Consider the following 22,645-nt stretch of genomic DNA (forward strand, 5'->3'; position numbering starts at 1 on the left):
ACGTTCAGGCGAACAGTTCCCGGCCCAACTGCCGGCCGCTCTCGGTCAGCAGCACGGTGCCGGCGACACCGCCCTCCTCCAGCCGCAGCTCGACCCAGCCGGCATCGACCAGCATGGTCAGCTGGCGGCGTAGCACCGACATCGGCCGCTCCGACTGCTTGCTCAATTTGGCCAGCGAGCAGGGCTTGTCCGGCCACTCCGCGTTGATGCGCCACAGCGCCTCCAGCACGCCGACCAGCGCGGCCATGACCTCTTCATCCATATCGCGCACCCGTGAGCTCAAAAACACAATTCTGCACTATACTCCGCTCAACAAGTCAGACTGGGATAAAGCATGCAGAAGACGAAACCCGAAGGACGCATCGAACCGTATCAACACGCCGCCGCAGGCTGGGGCGCGTTAAAACAGGTGGCGATTAATCTGGTGCGCGAAAAGGTCAGCGGCGGCAATTACAAGACGCTGCTCAAGCAAAACCAGCCGGACGGTTTCGACTGTCCCGGCTGCGCCTGGCCGGACCGCGAACACGCGTCCACCTTCGAGTTCTGCGAAAACGGCGTCAAGGCGGTGGCGGCCGAAGCCACCAGCAAGCGCGTGCGTCCCGACTTCTTCGCCGCCCACACCGTGGCCGAGCTGCTCACGCAATCCGACTACCAGCTCGAACAGCACGGCCGCCTGACCGACCCGCTGGTCTACGACAGCGCCAGCGACAAATACCTGCCTATCGCCTGGGACGACGCCTTCGCGCTGATCGCCCGCCACCTGAAGGCCCTGCCCGATCCGAACCAGGCCACGTTCTACGTCTCCGGCCGCACCGGCAACGAAGCGGCCTTCCTGTTCCAGCTGTTCGTGCGCATGTACGGCACCAACAACTTCCCCGATTGCTCCAATATGTGCCACGAGCCGACCAGCCGCGGCCTGCCGGGCACCGTCGGCGTCGGCAAGGGCACGGTCACGCTGGAGGATTTCGAACACGCCGACACGCTGCTGATCTTCGGCCAGAACCCGGCCACCAACCATCCGCGCATGCTGGGCGAGTTGCGCGACTGCGCCAAGCGCGGCGCCACCATCGTCTCGATCAACCCGTTGCGCGAGCGCGGCCTGGAACGCTTCACCAGCCCCGCGCATCCGATGGAGATGCTGACCAATTCCAGCACCAGCATCAGCAGCATGTTCGTGCAGCCTAAACTGAGCGGCGACTTCGCGCTGATCAAGGCCGTCGCCAAGCGCCTGGTCGAGCGCGACGACGCCGAACTGGCCGCCGGCCAGGCCTCGCTGCTGGACCGCGACTTCATCGCCGCCCACACCAGCGGCTACGCGGCCTTCGAACAGGACTTGCGCGCCCAGGACTGGGACCAGCTGCTGGCCGAATCCGGCGTGCCGCGCGCGCAGATCGACGAGCTGACCGAGATCTACATCAAAGGCCAGAAAGTCATCTGCACCTGGGGCATGGGCCTGACCCAGCACAAGGGCGCGGTGGCGACGATCCAGATGCTGTCCAACCTGATGATGATGCGCGGGAATATCGGCCGCCTCGGCGCCGGCCTGTGCCCGGTGCGCGGCCACTCCAATGTGCAGGGCGACCGCACCATGGGCATCGAGGAAAAGCCGACCAAGGCCTTCCTCGACCGCATGCAGCAGGTGTTCGCCTTCGAGCCGCCGCGCGCGCACGGCTACGACACGGTGGAAAGCATCCAGGCCATGCTGGACGGGAAAGTGAAAGTCTTCTTCGGCATGGGCGGCAACTTCGCCATGGCGACGCCGGACACGCCGCTGACCTTCGATGCGCTGCGCGCCTGCGACCTGACCGTGCATGTCGCCACCAAACTCAATCGCAGCCATCTGGTGCACGGCAAGGACGCGCTGATCCTGCCAACCTTGGGCCGCACCGAGATCGACCTGCAGGCCGGCGTGCCGCAGGGCGTGACGGTGGAGGATTCGATGAGCATGGTCCACCTGTCCTACGGCATGAACACGCCGGCATCCGCCAACCTGCTGTCCGAGACCATGATCACCGCCCGCATGGCGCACGCCACGCTGGGCAGCGCCAAGGTGGACTGGCTGGGCTACGGCGGCGACTACGCCCGCATCCGCGACGCCATCGAAACCGTGTTCGACGATTTCCACGATTTCAACGCGCGCGTGGCCAAGCCGGGCGGCTTCCATCTGAAGGTGGCCTCGCGCGAGCGCGAATGGCGCACCGCCAGCGGCAAGGCGCAGTTCGTGCCGCACGCGGTCGACACCGACACCCCCATCCACCGCGCCCGCGCCCTGCACGGCGAGCGTTTGATGACGCTGATGACGGCCCGTTCGCACGACCAGTACAACACCACCATCTACGGCATGGACGACCGCTATCGCGGCGTGTTCGGCCTGCGCCGCGTGGTGTTCATCAACGCGGCGGACCTGGCCCTGCTGGGCATGCGCAGCGGCCAGTGGGTCGACATGCTCGGCGTGTGGGACGACGGCGTGGAACGCCGCGCCGACCGCTTCCTGCTGGCGGAATACGACATTCCGCGCGGCTGCCTGGGCGCCTACTTCCCGGAGACCAACGGCCTGATCCCGCTGCACAGCACCGCCGACGGCGCCGGCACGCCGACCTCGAAATCGATCCCGGTGCTGCTGCAGCTGTCGGCGGAACAGTCGTCGGCTGAATAGTCAGGTATATTCGACGCAGCCGTCCTGGCGGCAGAAGCTCACCAGCTTGATGCCCGCCTCGGCGGCGATGTCGATCGCCAGCGTGCTGGGGGCGGAGATGGTCGCCAGCATCGGAATATGCATGCGCGCAGCCTTGCGCACCAGCTCATAACTGGCGCGGCTGGACATGAACACAAAGCCGCGCTGCATGTCCACGCCGTCGCGCGCCAGGTGGCCGATCAGCTTATCGAGCGCATTGTGGCGGCCCACATCCTCGCACACGCGCAGCACGGCGCCATCCGCCGCGCACCATGCGGCGGCATGCACGCCGCCGGTGGCGTGCATCAGCTCCTGATGTTTTCCCAGCTCCGCCGCCGCGCGCGCGATGGCCGGCGACAGCGTATCCGCATCATGCAGCGCCGCCGCCGCGATGCGCTCGGGCCGCAAATCCAACAGCTCCAGGCTCTCGATGCCGCACACGCCGCAACCGCTGCGGCCCGCCATCGAGCGGCGCTGCTGCTTGAGCTGCATGAAATCCTCTTGGGCGATGGTGAGGGCGACCTCGAAGCTGCGCGCGTGTTCCCGCAGTTCGATATCGAAGACGTCGGCGGCCTTGCCGACCAGGCCCTCGGTCAGTGCGAAGCCCAGCGCGAACGCTTCCAGCTCGCGCGGCGTGACCATCATGACGGCATGCGAAATGCCATTGACGACCAGCGCCACCGGGAGTTCCTCGGCAACGCGGTCGGTGGTGCGGCTGGCGTCTTGCGCCGCCAGGCCGCGACGGCGCAACACGGACCGCTCCTGCGATCCGCTTCGTTCCGTCTCGGTTTCAAACTTCATCACTGCCTCGCTGAATAAGCACAACGGCTTATTCTACACGGGGCGGCGCCGCCTCACGCAGCCAGCTGTTCGCCGGCCACGCCGTAATGGCGGGCGTAGCGGCCATCCAGGTTCGCCAACGGCAGCAGCAGGAACAGGTCGGCGCTTTCAAAATCAGGATCCCAGGCCGGCTCGCCGCAAATCCAGGCGCCCGAACGCACGTAGCCCTTCAGCAGCGGCGGTACTTGCGGCTTCTGCGCGGCTTCCAGTTTCGAGAACGGGAACGGCAGGTGCGGGGTGACGCGATATTCGGACGGCGCCAGGTGGGCGCCAGCGAGCGACTGATAGACGGCGACCGCATTGTGGCCGCCATCGGCCAGGCTGATGCTGGCGCAGCCGGCCAGGTAGTCGCAGTTCTCGCGGCGCATGTACTCGGCCAGGCCGGACCACAGCAGCATGATGACGCTGCCGCCACGGTAGTCGGGATGGATGCAGGCACGGCCCGCTTCCACCATGCGGCCACGCAGGTTGTTCAGGCGACCCAGGTCGAACTCGCCTTCGGAGTAGACGCGGCCCAGCTTGCGGGCGCGCGATGCGCTCAGCAGGCGGTAGGTGCCCACCACCCTGAGCGTGCTCGAATCACGCACGATCAGGTGATCGCAGTGTTCGTCGAATTCGTCGCTGTCCAGGCCATCTTCGCGGACCAGCGAACTCAATCCCATTGTTTCGATGAACACCTTGTAGCGCAGGCGCTGTACCTCGCGCAGCTCTTCCGGTGTGCTTGCCATACTGAGTACCAGCTTACCGGACGCTGCTCGCACGTCGGCTTGTATGATCGAGGTTTGCATGCTTCATCCTTTCTGTGGGAGACGAAGCAAGCGTAACGGTCGAATACTTCAGGAAAATGACATCGTGGTGTCAGTTCCGTGACATAAGCCGAAGTGTTGTTTTTTAATTAGGCTTTCTTTGGGCGGCCGGTCTTCAGTTGCGGCAGGCCTGCCAACACATTTTGCAGCGTGGCAAGGTCGATCTGGCTGATCAGGGCCACGCCGATACGCAGCAATTCGCTTTTCTTGATTTCGAAACCGGCCTTCAGGCAAGCCTTCTTGACCTGGCCGAGCACCGCATATTCCTGTTCCGGCATGGTGAAGCTGTCGCGCACCAGTTTTTCCTTGCGGGTTTTGTCCTTGGCGGCATCCACTGGCGCCGGCTTGGCGGCTGCGGCCTTAGGTGCGGCCTTAGGTGCGGCTTTAGGTGCGGCCTTAGGTGCTGGCTTGGCAGCGGCCTTTGGTGCGGCCTTAGGTGCCGGCTTGGCGGCTGGCTTGGCGGCGGCCTTAGGTGCTGCTTTCGGCGCGGCCTTGGCGGCGGCTGGCTTGGCGGCGGCTTTAGGTACGGCCTTCGCTGCGACTGGCTTGACTGCGGCTTTCGGTGCGGCCGGCTTGACTGCGGCCTTGGCCACCGGCTTGGCGGCAGCTTTGGCAGGTGCTTTCACAACAGGTTTTTTCGGCAGCGCAGGTTCTTTACCATTCAGCACGCCATTGACAGATTTGTTCATACCAACTCCATTTATTAATCAACAATATAAACAATATATATCATTTACGGTTTTTTTGCTTGTCCTAGCGCAAATGCAGAGCGACGCGGGCAAACAAAACGTCGGGATTGACGGGCTTACGCAAGAAATCTACAGCACCCAAAGCCAGCCCCTTGGCCTCGTCGTCGGACTGGCTTTTAGCCGTCAGGAACAGCACAGGGATGGCGTTGCTGTGCGCATCGGCCTTGAGGCGGCGGCACGTCTCGAAACCGTCCATGTCCGGCATCATGATGTCGAGCAGGATCAGGTCCACCGGCGAGGCGGCGACGATTTGCAGCGCCGTCGCGCCGCTGGTCGCGACCTTGGTGTTGTACTTGTCCTTCAGGAGATTGGACAGCAGCGTGATGTTGTCCGGCGTATCGTCGACAATCAGAATCGTCGGCCGGCTGATTTTTCCGTTCATGGCTCCTCCAGTTCTCGCACGACCGCCGCCAGCAGTTTTCCGGCGGCCTCGAATTCGTAATGCATCATATGCCCGGCCAGGCGAGTCATCGTCACCGGCGGCAGCAGCGTCGCCAGCGATGCCTGCACGCTGCCGAAATAATCCACGCTGTCGCCGCTGAAGTCCGCCAGCAGGCCGCGCAGTTCAGCCAGCGCCAGGTTCGGATCGACCAGGTCCGCGTCGGCGCGCGGCGGCAGCGGCGGGAGCGCCTTCATCGACACGCCCAGCCAGCGCGACAACACGCTGTACAGCCGCTGCGGATCGACCGGCTTGGTGATGTAGTCCTGCATGCCCTCCGCCATGCAGCGCGCCTCCACGCCGGCCAGCGCGCGCGAGGTCAGCGCGATCACCGGCAGCTCGCTGAAACGGCTGTCCTGGCGCAGCAGGCGCGTGGCTTCGTGGCCGTTCATCACCGGCATGCCCAGGTCCATCAGCACCAGGTCATAGGCGCCGGGATCGGCGGCCTGCAAGCGGTCCAGCGCCTCGCGGCCATTGGCCACCACGTCGACCACGATGCCCTGCAACTCCAGCAACTCCACCGTCACATCCTGGTTGTCCGGGCTATCCTCGGCCAGCAGAATGCGCGCCGCGCGGCGCGGCGAGGCCTGCAGCGTCAGGTCGCCCACCGGCCCGTGATGCACTGCCGCCTGCACCGCCACCGCCGCCACGTCGGACAGCGCGAACTGAAGCTCGAAATGGAAGCGCGACCCCTGATCCAGCTCGCTCTCGACTTCGATGCGCCCCCCCATCAGGCGCACCAGCTGCTGCGAAATCGACAGCCCAAGGCCGGTGCCGCCGTAGTGCCGCGTGGTCGAACCGTTGGCCTGGCTGAAGGCATGGAACAGCCTAGCCTTCTGCTGCTGGGTCATGCCGATGCCGGTGTCGCGCACACAGAAACGCAGCGTGGCCTTGCCTTCCCGGTCGTCGACACGACTGGCTTCGCAGCGCAGTTCCAGCTCGCCCTCGGCGGTGAATTTGACGGCGTTGTTGGCCAGGTTGACCAGCACCTGCCCCAGGCGCAGCGGGTCGCCCACCAGGTAGCGCGGCACCTCGGGCGCGCTCGAGACCAGGTAGCGCAGGTGCTTGTCGGCGGCGCGCTGCGCGGTCACGCTGGAGACATGGGCCAGCACATCCTCCAAGGCGAACGGGATCGCCTCCACCTCCAGCCGCCCCGCTTCGATCTTCGAGAAATCCAGGATGTCGTTGATGATGCCCAGCAGCGACAAGGCGGCGCGGTGGATCTTGCTGATGTAGTCGTGCTGCTTGGGCGACATCTCGGTGCGCAGCGCCAGGTAGGCCATGCCGATCACGGCGCTCATCGGGGTGCGGATTTCGTGGCTCATATTGGCCAGGAATTCGGACTTGGCGATGTTGGCCGCCTCCGCCGCCACGTTGGCGTTGACCAGTTTTTGCTCGCGCTCGCGGCGGTCGCTGATGTCGCGGATGAAGGCGCAGAACTCGAAGCTGTCCTGCCCCTCCGACTTGACCTGGGTGATCGCCAGCTCGATCGGGAACTCCTCGCCATTGCGGCGCAGCGCCACCACTTCGATGCGTGTGTCGAGCACCGGGGCGGCGCCGCCGCCGGCCATGTAGCGCTGCATGCCGCGCCGGTGGTCGTAGCGGTAGCGCGCCGGGATGATGGTCTTGTCCAGCGCCAGCCCCAGCGCCTCGTCGCGGCTCCAGCCGAAAATCCGCTCGGCCTGCGCGTTCCAGCCGACGATGCGGCCCGCCAGGTCCATGCGCACCACCGCGTCGAGCGCGGTGTCGAGGATGGTTTGCAGCTTGGCCTGGCTGTCGCCCAGCTGCTGCATGGAGCTGGTCAGCTCCCCGGTACGGGCGGCGATGCGCAATTCCAGCTCGCCGTTCAACTCGCGCAGCTCCTGCTCGGCGTCGCGCAGCCGGGTCAAGGTGTCGCGGAAGCGCAGCACGGCGCCGGACAGGCGGCCCACCTGGTCTTCGCGGCCGATGCCGGACAACTTGATGTCGGTCTCGCCGCGCGTCAGTTTTTCCAGGCCGGTTTGAATGTCGGCGAACGGCCGCGCCGCGCGCCGTCCGACCACCAGGATCGACAGCACGATGCCCAGCGCCAGCAGCAGGTTGGCGGCCACCGTGTTGTAGATCTGGCGCCGCAGGTCCTGGTCGATCTGCTGGCGCGAAAAGGCCAGGTCGATCGAGCCGACCGGATAGGTGCGGCGGGCGTCGGTAAAGCTGATGTCGCGATGCACCTTGATCGCCGCCACCGGTTCGCGCAGCGGCGAGACGTAGCTGGCCAGCTCCGCGCCGTTGGGCGCCAGCACCCGCAGCACCAGCACTTCCGGCGTGGCGCCCGAGGCGTCGACCACGCTGGAGACGGCCGCGCCGTTGATGTCGAACAGCGGCCGCGCCAGCGCCTGCGACAGCACCGCCGCCAGCCGTTCGGCGCGTTCGCGGATATTTTGTTCGGCTTCGCTCTTGAGCGTCTGCATCACGTAGGTGGTGTAGATGGCGGTGGACACGGCCACCGAGACGAAGATGCCGAAGCCCAGCCGCAGCAGGATGTCGCGGCGCCATGCGCTGCGCAGGCGCGCCAGCGGACCGCCGCTCAGCGCCGCAGCCGGCACCGCGTTCAGCTCCGGCTCCGGCGCATCAATGACGAACTCCTTCGGCCGCTTCCAGCTTGCGGTAGGCCGCGCTGTTGCGGGCTTCCTCGATGGCGTGCCAGATGCGTTCCGCCAGTTGCGGCCGCGCCGCCAGCATGCCGTGCGAGAGGATCAGGAAGTAGGGTTTTTCGATGATGGGGATGGGCAGTTCCTCCAGCTGCGGCGCCAGCGCCCCGTTCATCAGGCCGTGCGCGTCGCTGCCGCCGATGGCCGCCGCCGCCACCCGGCCGGCGATCACTTTGCGCGCCAGTTCGTCGGCGCGCTGGCTGCCCTCGTCCACTTCGACGTTCTGCGCGCGCAGCACGTCGCCCACCGAGTAGCCAAGCTGAAAACCGATGGCGCCGTCGAGGTTATGGAAGCTCTTGCCGTCCCATTCGACCTTGCTGCCTTTTTTGCGGACCACCATGTAGCTGTCAATGTGCATGCGTTTGCTCGCGTCGATCTGCTGGCCGCCGGGGTATTCGCCCAGCTCGCGCCGGTCCGGCTTGTAGCTGACGGCGAAGGCGCCGTCGACGGCGTTGGCTTTAAGTTCGGCCAGGCAGCGTTTCCACGGTATGCTCTGGTAATCGAAGCGGATGTCGAGCCGCTGCTCGACCATCTTGAGCAGCGCGAAATTCAGGCCGCCACCCTGCTCGGTGCGCCACGGGCGCACGTCCTGCTGCTCGAAGCACAGGATCACGGTTTCCTGCTTGCCGGCGGCGCCGGCCGCCGGGGATGCCGGCAGCACCAGCGCCAGCAGCGCGCAAACGCCCGCCCAGCTGCGATAGATGCCGTCCTTCGTCATAGCCCTCCCCAGAGTTTAGCCGATGGTGCGTATGCTGAAGTCTACCCCAACTTCATCCCACTGCTCCTGTTCCTTCTCCAGCCAGTAGGACAGGGTGGGATGGTCGCCGATCCATTCGCGGCGGATTTCCAGCTCGATGCGGCTCTTCATCCGCAACTTGATCAGCGTGAAGTCGATGTCCATGCGCGAGTGCATGAACAGCACCGCCAGCCGCAGCGCCACCACGGCTTTGACGAAATCCGGTTCCGCCAGCGCGTCGGCCACCTTGCGCAGATTGCCCTTGTGGGCGGCGATCAGGCGGGCCATGGTCTTCTGCTCGCGCGCCGTGAAGCCCGGCAGGTCGGCGTTCTCGATCATGTAGGCGGCGTGCTTGTGGTAGCCGGTGTGCGACACCACCATGCCCATTTCGTGCAGCAGCGCGCTCCAGTACAGGTGGCGGGTGTACTGGTCGCTGGTCGGCTTGGTCTGCACATACAGCGCCAGCGCGTCGTCGGCCACGCGGTTGGCGCGCCGTTCGTCGCAATGGAACTTGAGTACGCAGGCCTGCACCGATTGTTCGCGGCGGTCACGCTTGGTCGAGCGCAGGTGCAAGTCCCACATCACGCCCATGCGCAGGCCAGCCTCGATCGGCTGCACCACCGGGATGTCCAGCTCGCGCACCAGGCCGATCAGGATCGCCAGGCCGCCGATGATGGTGCTGGCGCGCTCCGGGCGCAGGCCCGCCATCTCGATCCGGCTGACGTGGCCGAATTCGATGAAGCGCTGTTTGAGCGCGGTGAGCGTGTCGAGATTGACTTCACGCCCAATGCCGTTCTTGACGATGATGTCGGCGATGGTGCGGGCGGTGCCGGAGGAGCCGTAGCACTGCCGCCAGTATTGCGGGTGGAAAGGCGGCGCCGCATCCTCGAAATGGCTGCGCGCCGACAGGATGGCCGCTTCGTAGGAGGCGGCGTCGACCCGGCCGCCGATGAAGAACGACAGGCTTTGCTTGACCGTGCCGACGCTGAACGACTCGACCCGCTCGATTTCCTGGCCGCGCCCCAGTATCAACTCGGTGGAGCCGCCGCCGATGTCGATCACCAGCCGCCGTTCGCCGGCCAGCGCCAGCGCGTTGGCCACGCCCATGTAGATCAGGCGCCCCTCCTCCTCGCCGGAGATGATCTCGATCGGATAGCCGATCGCCAGTTCGGCTTCGGGCAGGAAGCTGGCGGAATTGCGCGCCACCCGCATGGCCGACGTGGCCACCACGCGCACGCCATCGAGCTTGTAGGCGGCCAGCACGGCGCGGAAGTTTTTCAGGCAGGCCAGCGCGGTCTGCATGGCGGCGGGGGTCAGGTTGCCCTTGTCGTCCAGCCCTGCGGCCAGGCGGATCGGCTCGCGCACGGATTTCAGGACGCGGATCGCCTCCCCGTCATGCTTGCCGATGTGGAGGCGAAAACTGTTGGAACCCAGATCTACTGCTGCGTACATATTTGGAAGCCTCTCTCGGCAAACGGCAACGAAGGCTCGCGGGTGAATCAAACTAAACGATTTACATGATTATAATCACGATAGGCGCAGTTTGTTACCTGCTGATGACAGCGGCGCAGCAAATCAGGCTTCCAGCGCGCCGGCGCCGGTCTGCGCCTCGACCACGCGGTTGCGGCCGGCCTGTTTGGCCAGTTGCAGCGCCTCGTCGGCGCGCTTGAACAGGCTGACGGTGGTGTCGTCGGCGCGCAGGGTGGTCACGCCCAGGCTGGCGGTCATGTTGATGACGGCTTTTTCCGCCTTGACCGGCTGCGCGGCGACGGCGTTGCGGATACGCTCGGCCACCGTCAGCGCATCCTCCAGCGAGGTGCGCGGCAGCTGGATGGCGAACTCGGCGCCGCCCAGGCGGCCCATCAGGTCGCTGTCGCGCAGCTGCTTTTTGCAGACGTCGACCATGGCCTTGAGCACCAGGTCGCCCACCGGATGGCCGTAGTTGTCGTTGACGCGCTTGAAATGGTCGAGGTTCAGGACGATCAGCGCGGTCGGCATGCCGGGCCGGCGCGCCAGCGCGATCCACGGCGTCAGCGTCTGGTAGAAACCGCGCCGGTTGGGCACGTCGGTCAGGGCGTCGACCACTTCCAGCCGCGCCAGTTCGGCCTGCTGGCGCTCGCGGGTCAGCAACAGATAGCCGAAGGCGTTGCCCAGCATCATCATGTACAGGGCGGCGATGCCGACGCCCTGGATGATGGCCGGGCTGACCCAGCCCCAGCCGTCCGGCAGCAGCGCCGTCAGCAGGCCGCGCGCCATCACGGCCAGCGCCAGCAGCAGCGAGGACAGCACCAGATAGCGCCGCAGCAAGGTGCCGGCGCTCCAGCCCCGGCCCAGCGCGGCGGCGCCGGCGATGAAGAAGAATCCGATGATCAGCGAGGCGATGGCGATGCGTTCGGGCGCCGGCAGCTCCAGCAGCCAGGCGCCGGTGAACACGCCGATCGCCGCGCCCAGCGCCGGCAGCAGGTAGCGCCGCCAGACGCGGCGGCCGGCCTGCTCCCACAAGGCCGAGGCGTCCAGCGCGAAACCGGCGAACAGCAAGGCGTTGGCGAAGGGGATGGTCAGGAAGTCCGGCAGGGTGCCGCGCAGGAACAGCAGGCCCCAGGCCACGGCCTGGCACTGCTTGGCCATGCCCCAGGTGGCGGCGGCCGCAGGCAGGCCGTCGCGGCGCCGCTGCTGCTCAAAAAAGAACAGCGCCGCGCACAGGCTCAGATTGCCCAGCGCCAGCGCCAGTACCAAAGTTTTTATATCCATGACCTGGGGCGGGTCAGACCTCGTGCTCGACGTTGGTGCTGCCGTCGCCCATCTTGCTGGCCCAGGCCTGGGAGAAATAGGCCTTCTCGTCGTCGGTCGGCGCGTCGTGCCAGAACACGATCAGCGTGCCCTTGTGGTCGTGCAGCTGGCTGACTTTTTCGATAAAGGCCGGCTTGCCGGCCATGTCGGCCAGCGCCACCACGTAGCCGTACACGCGCAGCAGGCGCTCCATGCGGTCAGGTTCGGTAAAGCTGTTGGTGGCGGTAAGCGTGGGGTGGTCTAAAAACATCGTCTCTGTCTCCAAGGGGGCCGCCGGAGGGGCTGGCCTATGCTATCGCCAATGTACCTACAAATGTTGCTTCTGTAAATGCAATGTGGCTTACTGGCCGGCATGCTACTATAAATTGACATTGCAAATCCACAATATGACTGTACCCCCGTCCTCCCACCTGCCGCAAGTGCATACGCGCGGCGACAAGCGCTCGCTCGAATTCCAGCCCGGCATGGTCCAGAGCGAGATGCGGCTGTCGCGGCCGGACGAGCTGGTGCTCAGCTACGCGCGCGCGATGATGTGCTTTGTGCTGTTCCAGCCCAGGCCGGAGCACATCGTCATGGTCGGGCTGGGCGGCGGCTCGCTGGCCAAGTTCTGCTACCGCTACCTGCCGCACAGCCGCATCACGGTGCTCGAGCTGCGCGCCGACGTGATCGCGCTGCGCGAGCAGTTCGCCATCCCGCGCGACAACACCCGCTTCCGCATCATCCAGGCCGACGCCACCGAATACCTGGCCGGCCTGGCCGGCGCCGCCGACGTGCTGCTGGTGGACGGCTTCGACGCCGAAGGCCTGCCGCCGGCGCTGGGCAGCGCCGCCTTCTACGCCGACTGCCGCCGCGCGCTGCGGCCCGGCGGCGTGCTGGTGGCCAATATCTTCAGCTACGATCCGCAGTACGGCCCCATGCTGCGGCGCCTGCGCGAGACCTTCCAGGGCCGCATCTGCTGGTTCCGCGGCATCGCCGGCAACAACCGCATCCTGTTCGCGGTCAAGGGCGGCAAGCCGTCGCCGGCGCTGGCCATGCAGCAGAAGGTGGCGCGCAGCCACGGCCTGGGCTTCGCCCTGTTCAACCGCCTGCTGGCGCACTGGATCGTGCTGCGCCTGAGCTGGGGCGGCCCGGCTTGATCTAGCCGGTTTTTGCTTGGCGGCGGCGGGAAACTGCCACGCCGGCCACGGCAGCGCAGCAAAGCCAGAGGGTGCCCGGTTCGGGCACCGCGGCCACGGCGTGCAGACTCTCAACATCCCCCAGGCCGGTAAAGGGCGTTCCATTGTCGAAGCCGGCAACAGGGTCGAATTCGAACGGCGTGGTGCTGAACTTCATGCCGGGCAGGCCGGCGACGCGGCCATTGACGATGTTTAAGGTATCGCCCAGCTTGAAACTTGGCGGCGCCGTCAGGTAGGTGTTGATGTCGACCATGCTATAGAGCAGGTCGCCGTCGCCGATCACGCCGTCGCCATTGGTATCGGCGTAGAGGTCGGGCATGGTCAGGAAAACGCCGCTGCCCAGATCGACCTGCAGGCGTCCGAACAGGTCTTCCAGGGAGTACGTGCCGCTGACGCCATCGAACTGAATCGCCTCCAGGCTGAGGTCCGCCATTTCGGCAACCTCTGGGTCCAGATCTGCAGCAAGGGGGCCGGCCTTTTTCTTGCGTAAAGCAAAGGTTCTATTTTTGACGTCGCAGGCAAACGGGAAGGCCCGGATCGCCACGTCGGCGCCAAAGGTGCCGTCGGCCAGCAATTTGCCTTTGGCGAAAACGGGAAAACCGGCTGGCTGCGGCACCAGGACGTTGCCGTCGCGGTCTGTGATGCGGACCTCAAAGTTGGAAGGGTTGATGGTACGTTCCCGGACAACGCCGGCCTTGGACCCGCAAGGAATATCCCCGCCCGGGCCGGCCAATGCCGGTGTTGTGACGATCAATCCCGCCAACAAGGCTGCCGTCGGCAAGCACAAGCTACAGATGGTGTTCATGGTTTTTCTCCTCCTGATAATTCCACGGAATGTGGCTGTCCCAACATCACCTGGGACCCTGCATACTTCGTGCCACTGCAGACTTCGCAGGGGGGCCAGCGTCGCGCGCAAACCATCTGTCAAAATTCCCGACCATATTGCATCAACCGCAAGATTTATTTTTACCGTGGCTTGCATAAGACAATCCCTGCAGTCCAAGCGGCCCAAATAACTGTCGCAAAAGCATGAGTTATGACACACTAGATTGACCCGCCAGCCCTGCCGTCCCCACCCAGAAAGCGCCGCATGCCGCTGTTCTCCAAGTCACCGCCGTTTTCGCTGGCCGCGACGCTGACACTGGTCACCGGGATGGCGGTCACCGGCATGCTGTTCGTCGCGGTCAGCGCGCTGGAGTACGGCAAAATGGAGCTCAGTTTCCAGCAGCGCGCCCAAGTGCGGGCGGCCGCCATCCGCCGCGGCCTGGACGACACGCTGGAGCTGGTCACCATCCTCAACGACCTGGTCAAGTCGGTGGGCCCGGTCAGCCGCGAGCAGTTCGGCGATTTCACCCGGCCGCTGCTGGCGCGCTATCCTTTTGTGCAAGCTTTCAACTACCACCGCGTGCTGGACGACGACGCCGCGCGCCGCCAGGTCGCCGCGATGCAAGACCGCTATCCCGGCTACGCCATGTTCGACGGCCGCCACCTGCCGCTGTCGTCGCGCCCGCAGCATGCGATCGTCGACTACCTGGAGCCGCTGTCCGGCAACGAGGCGGCGTTCGGGCTGGACGTGATGTCGCTCGGTCCCATGTCCAACGTCATCAACCAGGCGGTGGCGGCCGGCGCCATCATGGCCACGCCGCTGCTGCGGCTGGAACAGGAACGGGGCAATCAGAAGGGCTTCGTGCTGCTGATGCCGGTCTACCGTCCCGGCGCACAAACGGCCACGGCGGCGCAGCGGCGCGCGGCCTGGATAGGCAACACCGGCGCCGTCATCCGCTCCACCGACCTGATCCAAAAAATCCTGTTTGGCGCCGACCTGCTGGACGACGCCTCGCTGGTGGTGCGGGTCTACGTCGGCGACGATGTCCGGCCGGACAACCTGATCTACAGCCTCGGCCAGCCGGGCGAGCAGACGGCGGCGGCCAAGCCCTTGCAGCGCTGGCTGGCCTTCGACTACCACGACCTCTACACCAGCACCTTCAGCGCGGCCGGCAAGGCCTGGCACGTGCAGGTGACGCCGTTGCCGCGCCCCTTCCTGGCCAGCCACCTGGGTTCGCTGTCGACCTTGATCGGCGGCCTGCTGTTCTCGCTGCTGACGGCGGCCTTCGTCAACTCGCTGGCGCTGCGCTCGGTGCGGGTACAGCGGCTGGTCGACGAGCGCACCAGCGCCCTGCAACTGAGCAATGAACGCCTGAACCAGGACGTCGCCGCCCGCAAGCGCACCGAGGAAGCCTTGCAGGAAAGCGAGCTGCGCTTCCGCCGCCTGCTGGCGCTGTCGTCCGACTGGTATTGGGAGCAGGACGAGCAATTCCGTTTCACCAGCATCACCGGCGGCTTCTTCGACAAGGGCAAGCAGGACCCGGACAGCTTCATGGGCAAGACGCGCTGGGAAAACCATCCCGACATGCTGCAGGCGCGCTGGGGCCAGGACCATATCGCGCTGCTGGAAGCGCACCTGCCCTTCCTCAACTTCGACTACGCGCTGCCCGGCACCGACGGCCAGCTGCACTGGTTCAGCATCAGCGGCGAGCCGCTGTTCGACAAGGATGGCGGGTTCAAGGGCTATCGCGGCACCGGCACCGACATCACCGAGCGCAAGCTGTCCGAGCAGCGCATCCACCACATCGCCCACCATGACGTGCTGACCGGCCTGCCCAACCGCGTGCTGCTGCAAGACCGGTTGACGCAGGCGGCCGCCTTCGCCAACCGCAGCGGCATCCCGCTGTGGGTGATGCTGATCGACCTCGACCGCTTCAAGTTCGTCAACGACAGCCTGGGCCACAAGGCCGGCGACCTGCTGCTCAAGACCGTGGCCCAGCGCCTGCAAGACAGCGTGCGCGAAAGCGATACCGTGGCGCGCATGTCCGGCGACGAGTTCGTCGCCATCCTGACCGAATACCCGGACGAGGCGCTGTCGCTGGACGTCACGCAGCGCATCATGCGGGCGGTGGCGCAGCCGGTGCTGCTGGAGGGGAAGGAGTTCTTCGTCACCTGCTCGATCGGGGTGGCGGTCTACGATCCGGACGGCACGCCGGCGCAGCGCCTGATCGAGCACGCGGACATCGCCATGTACCGCGCCAAGAAGCTGGGCCGCAACAACACCCAGTTCTATCAACCGGCCATGAACGAGGAGGCGCTGGAGCGGGTGCGCATCGAGACGGCGCTGCGCAGCGCGCTGGAGCGTGATGAATTCGTGCTGCACTACCAGCCGCAGGTGGACTTGCGCAGCGGCCGCATCGTCGGCATGGAGGCGCTGATACGCTGGCAGCATCCCGAGCTGGGCATGGTGGCGCCCTACCGCTTCATCGGCCTGGCCGAGGAGACCGGCCTGATCGTGCCGATCGGCGCCTGGGTGCTGGCCACCGCCTGCGCGCAGGCCAAGGCCTGGCAGGATGCCGGGTTTGGTCCGCTGCGGATCGCCGTCAACCTGTCTCCGCGCCAATTCGGCGAGCCTAACCTGCTGGCGTCGATCGCGCAGGTGCTGGAGCAGACCGGCCTGCCACCGTCCTGCCTGGATATCGAGTTGACCGAGGGCTTGTTCATGAACGACGTGGCGCTGGCGGTGGAGTTGCTGCACAAGCTCAAGGCGCTGGGGCTGGCCTTGTCGATCGACGATTTCGGCACGGGTTATTCAAGCTTTTCCTACCTGCGCAAGTTCCCGATCGACGTGCTGAAGATAGACCGTTCCTTCGTCAGCGACATCGGCGCCGACGACGAGGCGGCCATCGTGGTCTCCATCATCGCGCTGGCGCACAACCTCAAGCTGCGGGTGATCGCGGAAGGCGTGGAGAGCGAGGCGCAGCTGGACTACCTGCGGCGCAATGGCTGCGATGAAATCCAGGGCTATTACTTCAGCCAGCCGGTGCCGGTGGCGGCTTTTGAGCAGATGCTGGTCGAGGGCAGAAATCTGCTACTCGCTCATGCGACCTGATCATCGCTTGATCGGGGAAACAGATTCTATTTTGAGGAGAACGTGCCGATCGTTGAGATCAGCGTGGCGCCGCAACTTGTCTTGTCGCCATCGTATGCCACCGCTTTGCCATTGACAGTGTGCTTTGCATTGCCGCTCACGATCGTGCAATTTTGATGGCCATAGATAGGACAAGTGCACTTATCGCCAACTAGCGCCACAGGCTTGCCGCTAACGGTGATATGGGGCGCGCCGCTTTCTGCAACTTGGCCGCCGTGTGAGGTAGTATCCCCCAACCGAATGACATTTGGCATTTAACCCTCCTTATCTGAAATAACCAACGGCTTTGCCGCGCCAATAGGCCGTCGGCGCAGACTGGAGGAAATCTTGTCCCATAACGCGAGAGCTTCTGCGTCAGACATACTGGAATTTATCGGTTTTCCAGGTTGACCATGGCCGGTATCAAACTCCAGTATCAGGCTTGGAAGATAGACATCATCTTGCTTACCCAAAGACTCCCACATGAAGCCCTGCAGAGTACTGCCATTGGGTTCATCAACACGCTCCAGTACTTCTTCGCCAGGTATGTCGGTCAGACTTCGTGGCCCTTCACGCAAAACGTGAAATCGACTTCTATACTTTTGCTTTACATCGTTTGCAGAATCCCGTTGCAACAGAGTCTTCCCTGGATCGATACCCGCCATCGTCGTGAACGCAATGGCAATGTCCGGGTGTTCATTCAGGCCTAAAAATATCCCCGTGTATTCGGCTTGGTCCGCAGTGAGAGGTTCAACTAGCATTCCACGATCAAAGCAAAATCCTTCGTGCTCTGGAATTTCATGCTCGCCTCTCCACCTTAACTGTTCTATGATTTTTTCAAGTTCTGCCACATCTTCGTCTAATCGGTTTTCGGCATTGAACTCATAGGTCACTTCGTGCGAACGAACGAAGGCTCGGATCGACACAACTTGCTCAACAGTTTTTTTTCTATTTTCGTATCCGTCCAACCAATTGCGATTAAAAACTAATACTCGTCCACGCATCTCATTGTTCTTGATTTCTTTAACCCGCTCCAACGATACTCCACCCCTATTGTTTTTTTGTTCTTTAAGCTGAGTTTCCTGAGTGTTCAGACGGCTCAGAAATTCCTCATCGGTTTCGCCCCATGAAGCGATCTCCCAGCCTGACAATGAAGCACCTCGATACGAGATCACCGCGCTATTAGGCACGTCAAGCAGAAAACGTCCTACACACACTGTCTTCATCTTCAAGAGTTTGATACGCTCTTCCATTTTTCTGACCTTGACATTGTGGTTTGCCCAAGCCATAGCTAACATGCAGCAAGCTATCGCGCATACTAGCCAAGACCGATTATTAAGAGAGAAAATTTTCATGCATTTTGTACTAACTTGACAATCAAATGCAGGGTCAAGGAAAGCATGCCCGGGCTACTGTAGCTATCTTGATGAGAGTAGCCTTGTGTACGAAACACTTGTCTAATCTTCCCTTCCGGACCGGCGCCAGACTGTGCAGGGACAGTTCCATCACCTGGGGTATCCTGTACTGCCGGTCGCAGTCCAACAATGGTGCCGACCTCAGTCTCTACATTTCGTCCTCCCCCAACCGCATAGCTATGTGGCTTGGCACCATTCAATTGATCAGCCGAAAAGTTAAAGGATGGGGAACTCACTACCCACCTACAGGCCCCAAACGAAAGTTTGGTTCTATCATCAGCGTAGAACGCAAATGTGTTTGGATGGTAGTAGTCACCCAATACCTCCATATGAAACCGCTTTGCCTGGCTTATAGCCGATTTAATTGTACGCAGCAACCCGCTCTTGAATTTCTTAGCAGGGTCGGCAAACGCAGGATCAATCATTCGATACCACGAGGTAAAATCCGCATACAAATCATAGGGGTCGTTCACAGGAAGCGCCTCGACCTCACTTTTCTTCTGAGCCGATTTGACCTCAACGAAGAGCCAAGGCCTGGGATAGAGATGATTCGGAAGCAGCTCTAGAGGGCCAGCAGCTGTGGATAAAACCGGAGTGGTTTCTGCGATAGTTTGACCTGCAATCTCCGCGAATTTATCTGCTTTCATGTTGTCGATGAAGCCGTTGCTAGGACTGCTAGATTCAGTGCCACAGGCTAAGCGACGATAACAGGCCGGTGCGCCCAGCGCGGGCATCACACCATGTATGACTCCAGTGATCTGCGAAGGTATTTTCTTTGCGCAGGCTCGAGCAATAAGTCCGCCCATCGAATGCGTTACCAGGAGAACGCCACTGCATTCCCGCTTCCTCTCAGTCCAATAAGCAATGATGCCTTCAATGCGAGTCTTGAGCGCTTCGGCAGAAAACTCGTTCGATTTCAGCCAGTTGTATCCAAAGGCGTAAACAGGGTAATGAAACTGAGCAAACTTCTTCATTTCCTCATCGGTCAATGCTGCGCCGATGCCTTCTTTGCCGATACCCCACCTCGACCGGTCATACACGTTCAACTGGCTCCAACTATCTTCCAAAGAGGGATTTCCCCAAACAGACCAATACGTCGTGTTCAGGTTTTGCTGCAAAGTAGTAAGCAATGGACCATAGCTGCTCGCGTGAATCTCCCCCCATCCGCGCTCCTTTGCTATTTTTTCGTCCCACACAAAATATGGAGATGGCATTCCTATCGGAATAGATCCATTCGGATCCACCTCTAAAGTGTTTGGATCCAATATCTTCTGACGAACCGCCGGGCTGCGAGTCTTCCACTTTTTCGCCTCGCCCAATCCTTCACTTGTTCCATTCGGTGGCCTCCAAGCGGCTTCCCCTGGCTTGAGCTCCCCGTTTTTCTTGACAGCAGGATTAGTATTGGCACGCAAATTACTTCCCATAATTCCTGCAACAACAATAACCGGCATGACTTTCAATGGCGGCACCGGCAGACGCCCGCGAGTTTTGTTTCCCTTGGGGGATAGTGGAGCAAAAGCCCGAAGATTTCCCTCGTTGTCTTCGTACGGGGTGAGCAGAGGTCGTGTGGGCTCGCTCTTGTTTCCAGACGTCGCCATGAGATTTTCCTAATTGAGACTATGCGTCTTCGGGATAGATAAGCACTTCGATATCGCCGAATTCTTGCGCAGTGGCGAGCTGAGTACGTCCTTGGTCATCAGTTACGCCTTCGATGATCCGACCATCGGGCATCGTAAGTTTATAGCGGCGCCCCTTTACCGGTTCGCCCGTTTGCGAATGATAGAGAATGATGCGCTCGTCAGTTTCAATCGTTGTGCTCGGGAATTTGATCTCGCTGACATCGCCATCGCCACCTGTGCTATGCGTGAAAGTAGACGATTTGATGGTATGTGCGCCTTTACTCTGCTGCGTAATGGTGCCGGCACCGTAATTAACTTGTGCCCCTTTGCTTGCCAACTTGATTTCGGGCGATAGCAATTCGATTCCTTGTCCCGCGCTAATGCAAATCCGTCCCGTCGCCGTCAGATTGATATCACCATGATGAGCTTGGACAAGGACATTTCCACTTGCGGCAACTAACTTCATCCCGAGGGCATGAGCAAGAACGCTAACGCCTCTTAATGCCCGGACTAGAACATTTTTCCCTGCAGAGAGGTTCGCATCACCGGCGCTAAGCATGTCCAGTTTTTTCTGCGCGGCGACCGCGATGTTTTTCTCACTTGTGAAGAGCATGCCATCAGCTGCGTTAGCGCCGAGGATCGCTTGCTTGCTACCAACACGCCAGTTCCGTAACTTGTCAATGAGCTCAGAAAGGTGCTGCCCATCTTTGTCATCGGAAGAATGAGTTTGTGCAACTGATGCCAGTTGTTGGGCGATGCTGTTTAAGACATCTGCGATTCCAACTAAATCGTCTCGTTCTAAATGATCTTTTGGGGCTACCTGGGCAGTTAGGAGTATTCCGTTGTTGGCACGAATAGAAATCGATTCATTACTAGTTAGTTCCGCCCCCTCTCCTCGTGGTCGCCCAACACCATCACTTCTTGCTGAGGTGAGGAATCCCAAATTGAGTTGGGTTTGCGCATGATCGCTTTTCAGCTGAGCACTAATCTGCCCCGCCGTATCATCAAAGCGCAGCTGGTTCCCTCGACTGCTCTTAATCTCTCGACTGCGAATCCCCGACAGATAGCGATTGCCAGGCAACTCCCCAACGGCGCTCAGCGCTGGCGGCTGCGCTTGCTGGTTGTAGAGCTGGCCGACGATCACCGGCTTGTCCGGGTCGCCTCCAATGAAGTTGACCAGCACTTCAGTGCCAATGCGCGGCAGGCCGATGGTGCCGCATTGTTCGAGGCTGCCGGGGCCGTTGCCCGCCCAGTTCGACGCCACGCGCACCCAGGCCGAATCCCTATCGGAATCGGATGCGCCGGTGCCGGCGGCCTGCTCGTGGTCCACCTCACGCGTACCAGGAAAGCGAATCTTCACCCGCCCCATCTGGTCGCAATGCACCTCCTCCCCTTCAGGCCCAACAACGATCGCGCTCTGCATCAGCGCCTGCGGCAGATCCGTGCGCGGATCGTAAGCCGGCAAGATGATCACCCCACGCCGCACCGCCGTGAACTGGATATGTATGCGCAGCGGCCCCGATGCTACCTTGTCCGCCACGTCCCTCTGCATCTGCAACTCCTGCGCGCCCTGCATCCAGCGGCTGCGGGCGAACAGGCGCTCCACGCGCGCCGCCAGCGCCTTGGGCAGGTTGTTCTGCGCGTTCACCTGCAAGGCCGTGACGACAAAATCCCGCTCCTCGGCCGGATGCTGGTCCACCTCCGGATGCTCAGACAGCGTGAAGTACTCCCCCGCGCACAGATCGCGCACGCTGCCTTCGCCGTGGAAGCATTTCGTCTCATAGTCGTACCGGTTCATACGCAGCTTGCCCAGGCGGCACAGGTCCTCGTTGTCGCTCCCCGCGTGCGGCGCCAGGATTTGATAGTCGTCCAGGCTCGCGGCCAGCTCGTTGCCGCTCACGCCCTGGTTCACGCCGCTGCTGGCGTCCATCATCATGAAGTCGCGGCCTTGCGAGTTGCGATAGTCCCAGCTGTGCCGCGTCACCGTGCCCGGTTGCAGGCTGCGCACCGCGCTCCAGGAGGTGATCGTGTCGCGCTGCTCGGTCGCGGCGTCGCGGTGATAGCGGATGGTGCCGGCGGCGTTCTGGCGCAGGCTGTCGGCGTTGTTGAACAGCACCAGCGTATGCACCGGATACTCGCCGCCCTCCGCGCGCACGAACCAGCCGATGCCGCGCCGCTTCAGCAGGCGCCGGATGAAGGCCGCGTCCGATTCGTTGTGCTGCATGGTGAACTCGCGCTGCGGATATTCGCGCTGGTGGAAGCATTCGTCCACCTCGTGCTTGAAACAGGTGCCGAGGATGGGGCTCTTCTGCCGCCATTCGTTCAGGATGCGCTGGACGATCTCCACCTCGTCCATGTTGCGGAACACGCGCGTGTTGGTGCGCTTCTCCAATATCGACAGCGCGTCGCGCAGCACCAGCTGGTAGCTGGCCAGGCCGCCGTCGCTGTCGCCCGAGCTGGCCTCGGTGACGATGCCGCAGACGCTGCGCAAGTCGCCCACATCGGTGACGAACTCCAGCGCGGCCGGCACGGCGATCATTTGCTTCAGCGGCAGATACGCGTCGGACGATACGCACAGCACGCGATACTCGATGCCGCCGCACAAGGTCTCCGAGCCGAACACCCGTTGCGGCAGCAGCATGTCGTCGTTGATGCCGCCCGGCAGATCCAGTCGCAGGCGCAGCGGCCGGTTGCTGGCCACCAGTTCCTTGGCCAGGCCCATGAAGCTGAAGAAATCATTATCGCCTTCCACAATCGCTC

At 62.8% G+C, this 22,645-nt stretch carries 18 protein-coding genes; 3 read left to right on the forward strand and 15 right to left on the reverse strand.

The genetic code is table 11. From position 1 onward, the window contains the following. Positions 1 to 4 precede the first annotated feature (4 nt). Complete coding sequence (locus AC07OK_RS22600; protein WP_494692393.1) at positions 5 to 262, reverse strand: ArsR family transcriptional regulator; 258 nt, start codon at positions 260 to 262, stop codon at positions 5 to 7. Positions 263 to 334: 72 nt separating this feature from the next. Between AC07OK_RS22600 and AC07OK_RS22605 the strand changes: the two genes are divergently transcribed. After that, on the forward strand, positions 335 to 2,656 hold the full coding sequence (locus tag AC07OK_RS22605; RefSeq protein WP_494692394.1) for an FdhF/YdeP family oxidoreductase: 2,322 nt from the start codon (positions 335 to 337) through the stop codon (positions 2,654 to 2,656). Here AC07OK_RS22605 and fdhD read toward each other — a convergent pair whose 3' ends face one another. From fdhD to AC07OK_RS22650, 9 genes are all read right to left on the reverse strand, one after another. After that, complete coding sequence (fdhD, locus tag AC07OK_RS22610; protein WP_494692395.1) at positions 2,657 to 3,475, reverse strand: formate dehydrogenase accessory sulfurtransferase FdhD; 819 nt, start codon at positions 3,473 to 3,475, stop codon at positions 2,657 to 2,659. A 53-nt stretch (positions 3,476 to 3,528) separates the two neighbouring features. Continuing rightward, positions 3,529 to 4,302: a GNAT family N-acetyltransferase gene (locus tag AC07OK_RS22615; protein ID WP_494692396.1), complete on the reverse strand. Its 774-nt coding sequence runs from the start codon at positions 4,300 to 4,302 to the stop codon at positions 3,529 to 3,531. A 107-nt stretch (positions 4,303 to 4,409) separates the two neighbouring features. Continuing rightward, the gene (locus tag AC07OK_RS22620) at positions 4,410 to 5,009 is read right to left on the reverse strand and encodes a hypothetical protein (RefSeq protein ID WP_494692397.1); all 600 of its coding nucleotides are present in this window, start codon (positions 5,007 to 5,009) and stop codon (positions 4,410 to 4,412) included. A 64-nt stretch (positions 5,010 to 5,073) separates the two neighbouring features. Continuing rightward, positions 5,074 to 5,451, reverse strand: coding sequence for a response regulator (locus tag AC07OK_RS22625; protein ID WP_494692398.1), 378 nt, complete (start codon positions 5,449 to 5,451; stop codon positions 5,074 to 5,076). Beyond that, on the reverse strand, positions 5,448 to 8,090 hold the full coding sequence (locus AC07OK_RS22630; protein WP_494692399.1) for an ATP-binding protein: 2,643 nt from the start codon (positions 8,088 to 8,090) through the stop codon (positions 5,448 to 5,450). Before AC07OK_RS22630 ends, AC07OK_RS22625 begins: the two co-directional genes overlap by 4 nt. Positions 8,091 to 8,115: 25 nt before the next feature. Further along, positions 8,116 to 8,913, reverse strand: coding sequence for a substrate-binding periplasmic protein (locus AC07OK_RS22635; protein WP_494692400.1), 798 nt, complete (start codon positions 8,911 to 8,913; stop codon positions 8,116 to 8,118). 15 nt (positions 8,914 to 8,928) lie between these two features. After that, positions 8,929 to 10,383, reverse strand: a complete 1,455-nt coding sequence (locus AC07OK_RS22640) for a Ppx/GppA phosphatase family protein (protein ID WP_494692401.1) — start codon at positions 10,381 to 10,383, stop codon at positions 8,929 to 8,931. A 123-nt stretch (positions 10,384 to 10,506) separates the two neighbouring features. Further along, the gene (locus AC07OK_RS22645; RefSeq protein ID WP_494692402.1) at positions 10,507 to 11,682 is read right to left on the reverse strand and encodes a GGDEF domain-containing protein; all 1,176 of its coding nucleotides are present in this window, start codon (positions 11,680 to 11,682) and stop codon (positions 10,507 to 10,509) included. A gap of 13 nt (positions 11,683 to 11,695) precedes the next feature. Continuing rightward, positions 11,696 to 11,971: a hypothetical protein gene (locus AC07OK_RS22650; protein WP_020705967.1), complete on the reverse strand. Its 276-nt coding sequence runs from the start codon at positions 11,969 to 11,971 to the stop codon at positions 11,696 to 11,698. A gap of 136 nt (positions 11,972 to 12,107) precedes the next feature. Between AC07OK_RS22650 and AC07OK_RS22655 the strand changes: the two genes are divergently transcribed. Continuing rightward, positions 12,108 to 12,857, forward strand: coding sequence for a spermine/spermidine synthase domain-containing protein (locus tag AC07OK_RS22655; RefSeq protein ID WP_494692403.1), 750 nt, complete (start codon positions 12,108 to 12,110; stop codon positions 12,855 to 12,857). A 1-nt stretch (position 12,858) separates the two neighbouring features. Here the strand turns inward: AC07OK_RS22655 and AC07OK_RS22660 are convergent, their stop codons facing one another. Continuing rightward, on the reverse strand, positions 12,859 to 13,701 hold the full coding sequence (locus AC07OK_RS22660) for a PEP-CTERM sorting domain-containing protein (protein WP_494692404.1): 843 nt from the start codon (positions 13,699 to 13,701) through the stop codon (positions 12,859 to 12,861). 285 nt (positions 13,702 to 13,986) lie between these two features. Between AC07OK_RS22660 and AC07OK_RS22665 the strand changes: the two genes are divergently transcribed. Further along, complete coding sequence (locus AC07OK_RS22665) at positions 13,987 to 16,833, forward strand: bifunctional diguanylate cyclase/phosphodiesterase (RefSeq protein ID WP_494692405.1); 2,847 nt, start codon at positions 13,987 to 13,989, stop codon at positions 16,831 to 16,833. 26 nt (positions 16,834 to 16,859) lie between these two features. On the opposite strand, the gene AC07OK_RS22670 is transcribed toward AC07OK_RS22665, so the two are convergent. The 4 genes from AC07OK_RS22670 to AC07OK_RS22685 all read right to left on the reverse strand — a co-directional run bounded on the left by AC07OK_RS22670 (position 16,860) and on the right by AC07OK_RS22685 (position 22,607). Beyond that, entirely contained in the window at positions 16,860 to 17,126 is a 267-nt protein-coding gene (locus AC07OK_RS22670) for a PAAR domain-containing protein (protein ID WP_494692406.1), read from the reverse strand. After that, the gene (locus AC07OK_RS22675; protein ID WP_494692407.1) at positions 17,127 to 18,104 is read right to left on the reverse strand and encodes a T6SS immunity protein Tli4 family protein; all 978 of its coding nucleotides are present in this window, start codon (positions 18,102 to 18,104) and stop codon (positions 17,127 to 17,129) included. 98 nt (positions 18,105 to 18,202) lie between these two features. Continuing rightward, the gene (locus tag AC07OK_RS22680) at positions 18,203 to 19,864 is read right to left on the reverse strand and encodes an esterase/lipase family protein (protein ID WP_494692408.1); all 1,662 of its coding nucleotides are present in this window, start codon (positions 19,862 to 19,864) and stop codon (positions 18,203 to 18,205) included. A gap of 19 nt (positions 19,865 to 19,883) precedes the next feature. Then, positions 19,884 to 22,607, reverse strand: coding sequence for a type VI secretion system Vgr family protein (locus AC07OK_RS22685; RefSeq protein WP_494692451.1), 2,724 nt, complete (start codon positions 22,605 to 22,607; stop codon positions 19,884 to 19,886). Between the last annotated feature and the right edge of the window lie 38 nt (positions 22,608 to 22,645).

This window comes from Duganella sp. GW821-FHT07G03 (assembly GCF_059418605.1).

Coding starts and splice junctions, on each gene's coding strand:
- AC07OK_RS22660 (WP_494692404.1), bottom strand. CDS start 13,701: ATGAACACCATCTGTAGCTTGTGCTTGCCGACGGCAGCCTTGTTGGCG.
- AC07OK_RS22670 (WP_494692406.1), bottom strand. CDS start 17,126: ATGCCAAATGTCATTCGGTTGGGGGATACTACCTCACACGGCGGCCAA.
- AC07OK_RS22635 (WP_494692400.1), bottom strand. CDS start 8,913: ATGACGAAGGACGGCATCTATCGCAGCTGGGCGGGCGTTTGCGCGCTG.
- AC07OK_RS22655 (WP_494692403.1), top strand. CDS start 12,108: ATGACTGTACCCCCGTCCTCCCACCTGCCGCAAGTGCATACGCGCGGC.
- AC07OK_RS22600 (WP_494692393.1), bottom strand. CDS start 262: ATGGATGAAGAGGTCATGGCCGCGCTGGTCGGCGTGCTGGAGGCGCTG.
- fdhD (WP_494692395.1), bottom strand. CDS start 3,475: ATGAAGTTTGAAACCGAGACGGAACGAAGCGGATCGCAGGAGCGGTCC.
- AC07OK_RS22665 (WP_494692405.1), top strand. CDS start 13,987: ATGCCGCTGTTCTCCAAGTCACCGCCGTTTTCGCTGGCCGCGACGCTG.
- AC07OK_RS22640 (WP_494692401.1), bottom strand. CDS start 10,383: ATGTACGCAGCAGTAGATCTGGGTTCCAACAGTTTTCGCCTCCACATC.
- AC07OK_RS22685 (WP_494692451.1), bottom strand. CDS start 22,607: ATGGGCCTGGCCAAGGAACTGGTGGCCAGCAACCGGCCGCTGCGCCTG.
- AC07OK_RS22650 (WP_020705967.1), bottom strand. CDS start 11,971: ATGTTTTTAGACCACCCCACGCTTACCGCCACCAACAGCTTTACCGAA.
- AC07OK_RS22680 (WP_494692408.1), bottom strand. CDS start 19,864: ATGGCGACGTCTGGAAACAAGAGCGAGCCCACACGACCTCTGCTCACC.
- AC07OK_RS22615 (WP_494692396.1), bottom strand. CDS start 4,302: ATGCAAACCTCGATCATACAAGCCGACGTGCGAGCAGCGTCCGGTAAG.
- AC07OK_RS22675 (WP_494692407.1), bottom strand. CDS start 18,104: ATGGAAGAGCGTATCAAACTCTTGAAGATGAAGACAGTGTGTGTAGGA.
- AC07OK_RS22620 (WP_494692397.1), bottom strand. CDS start 5,009: ATGAACAAATCTGTCAATGGCGTGCTGAATGGTAAAGAACCTGCGCTG.
- AC07OK_RS22605 (WP_494692394.1), top strand. CDS start 335: ATGCAGAAGACGAAACCCGAAGGACGCATCGAACCGTATCAACACGCC.
- AC07OK_RS22625 (WP_494692398.1), bottom strand. CDS start 5,451: ATGAACGGAAAAATCAGCCGGCCGACGATTCTGATTGTCGACGATACG.
- AC07OK_RS22645 (WP_494692402.1), bottom strand. CDS start 11,682: ATGGATATAAAAACTTTGGTACTGGCGCTGGCGCTGGGCAATCTGAGC.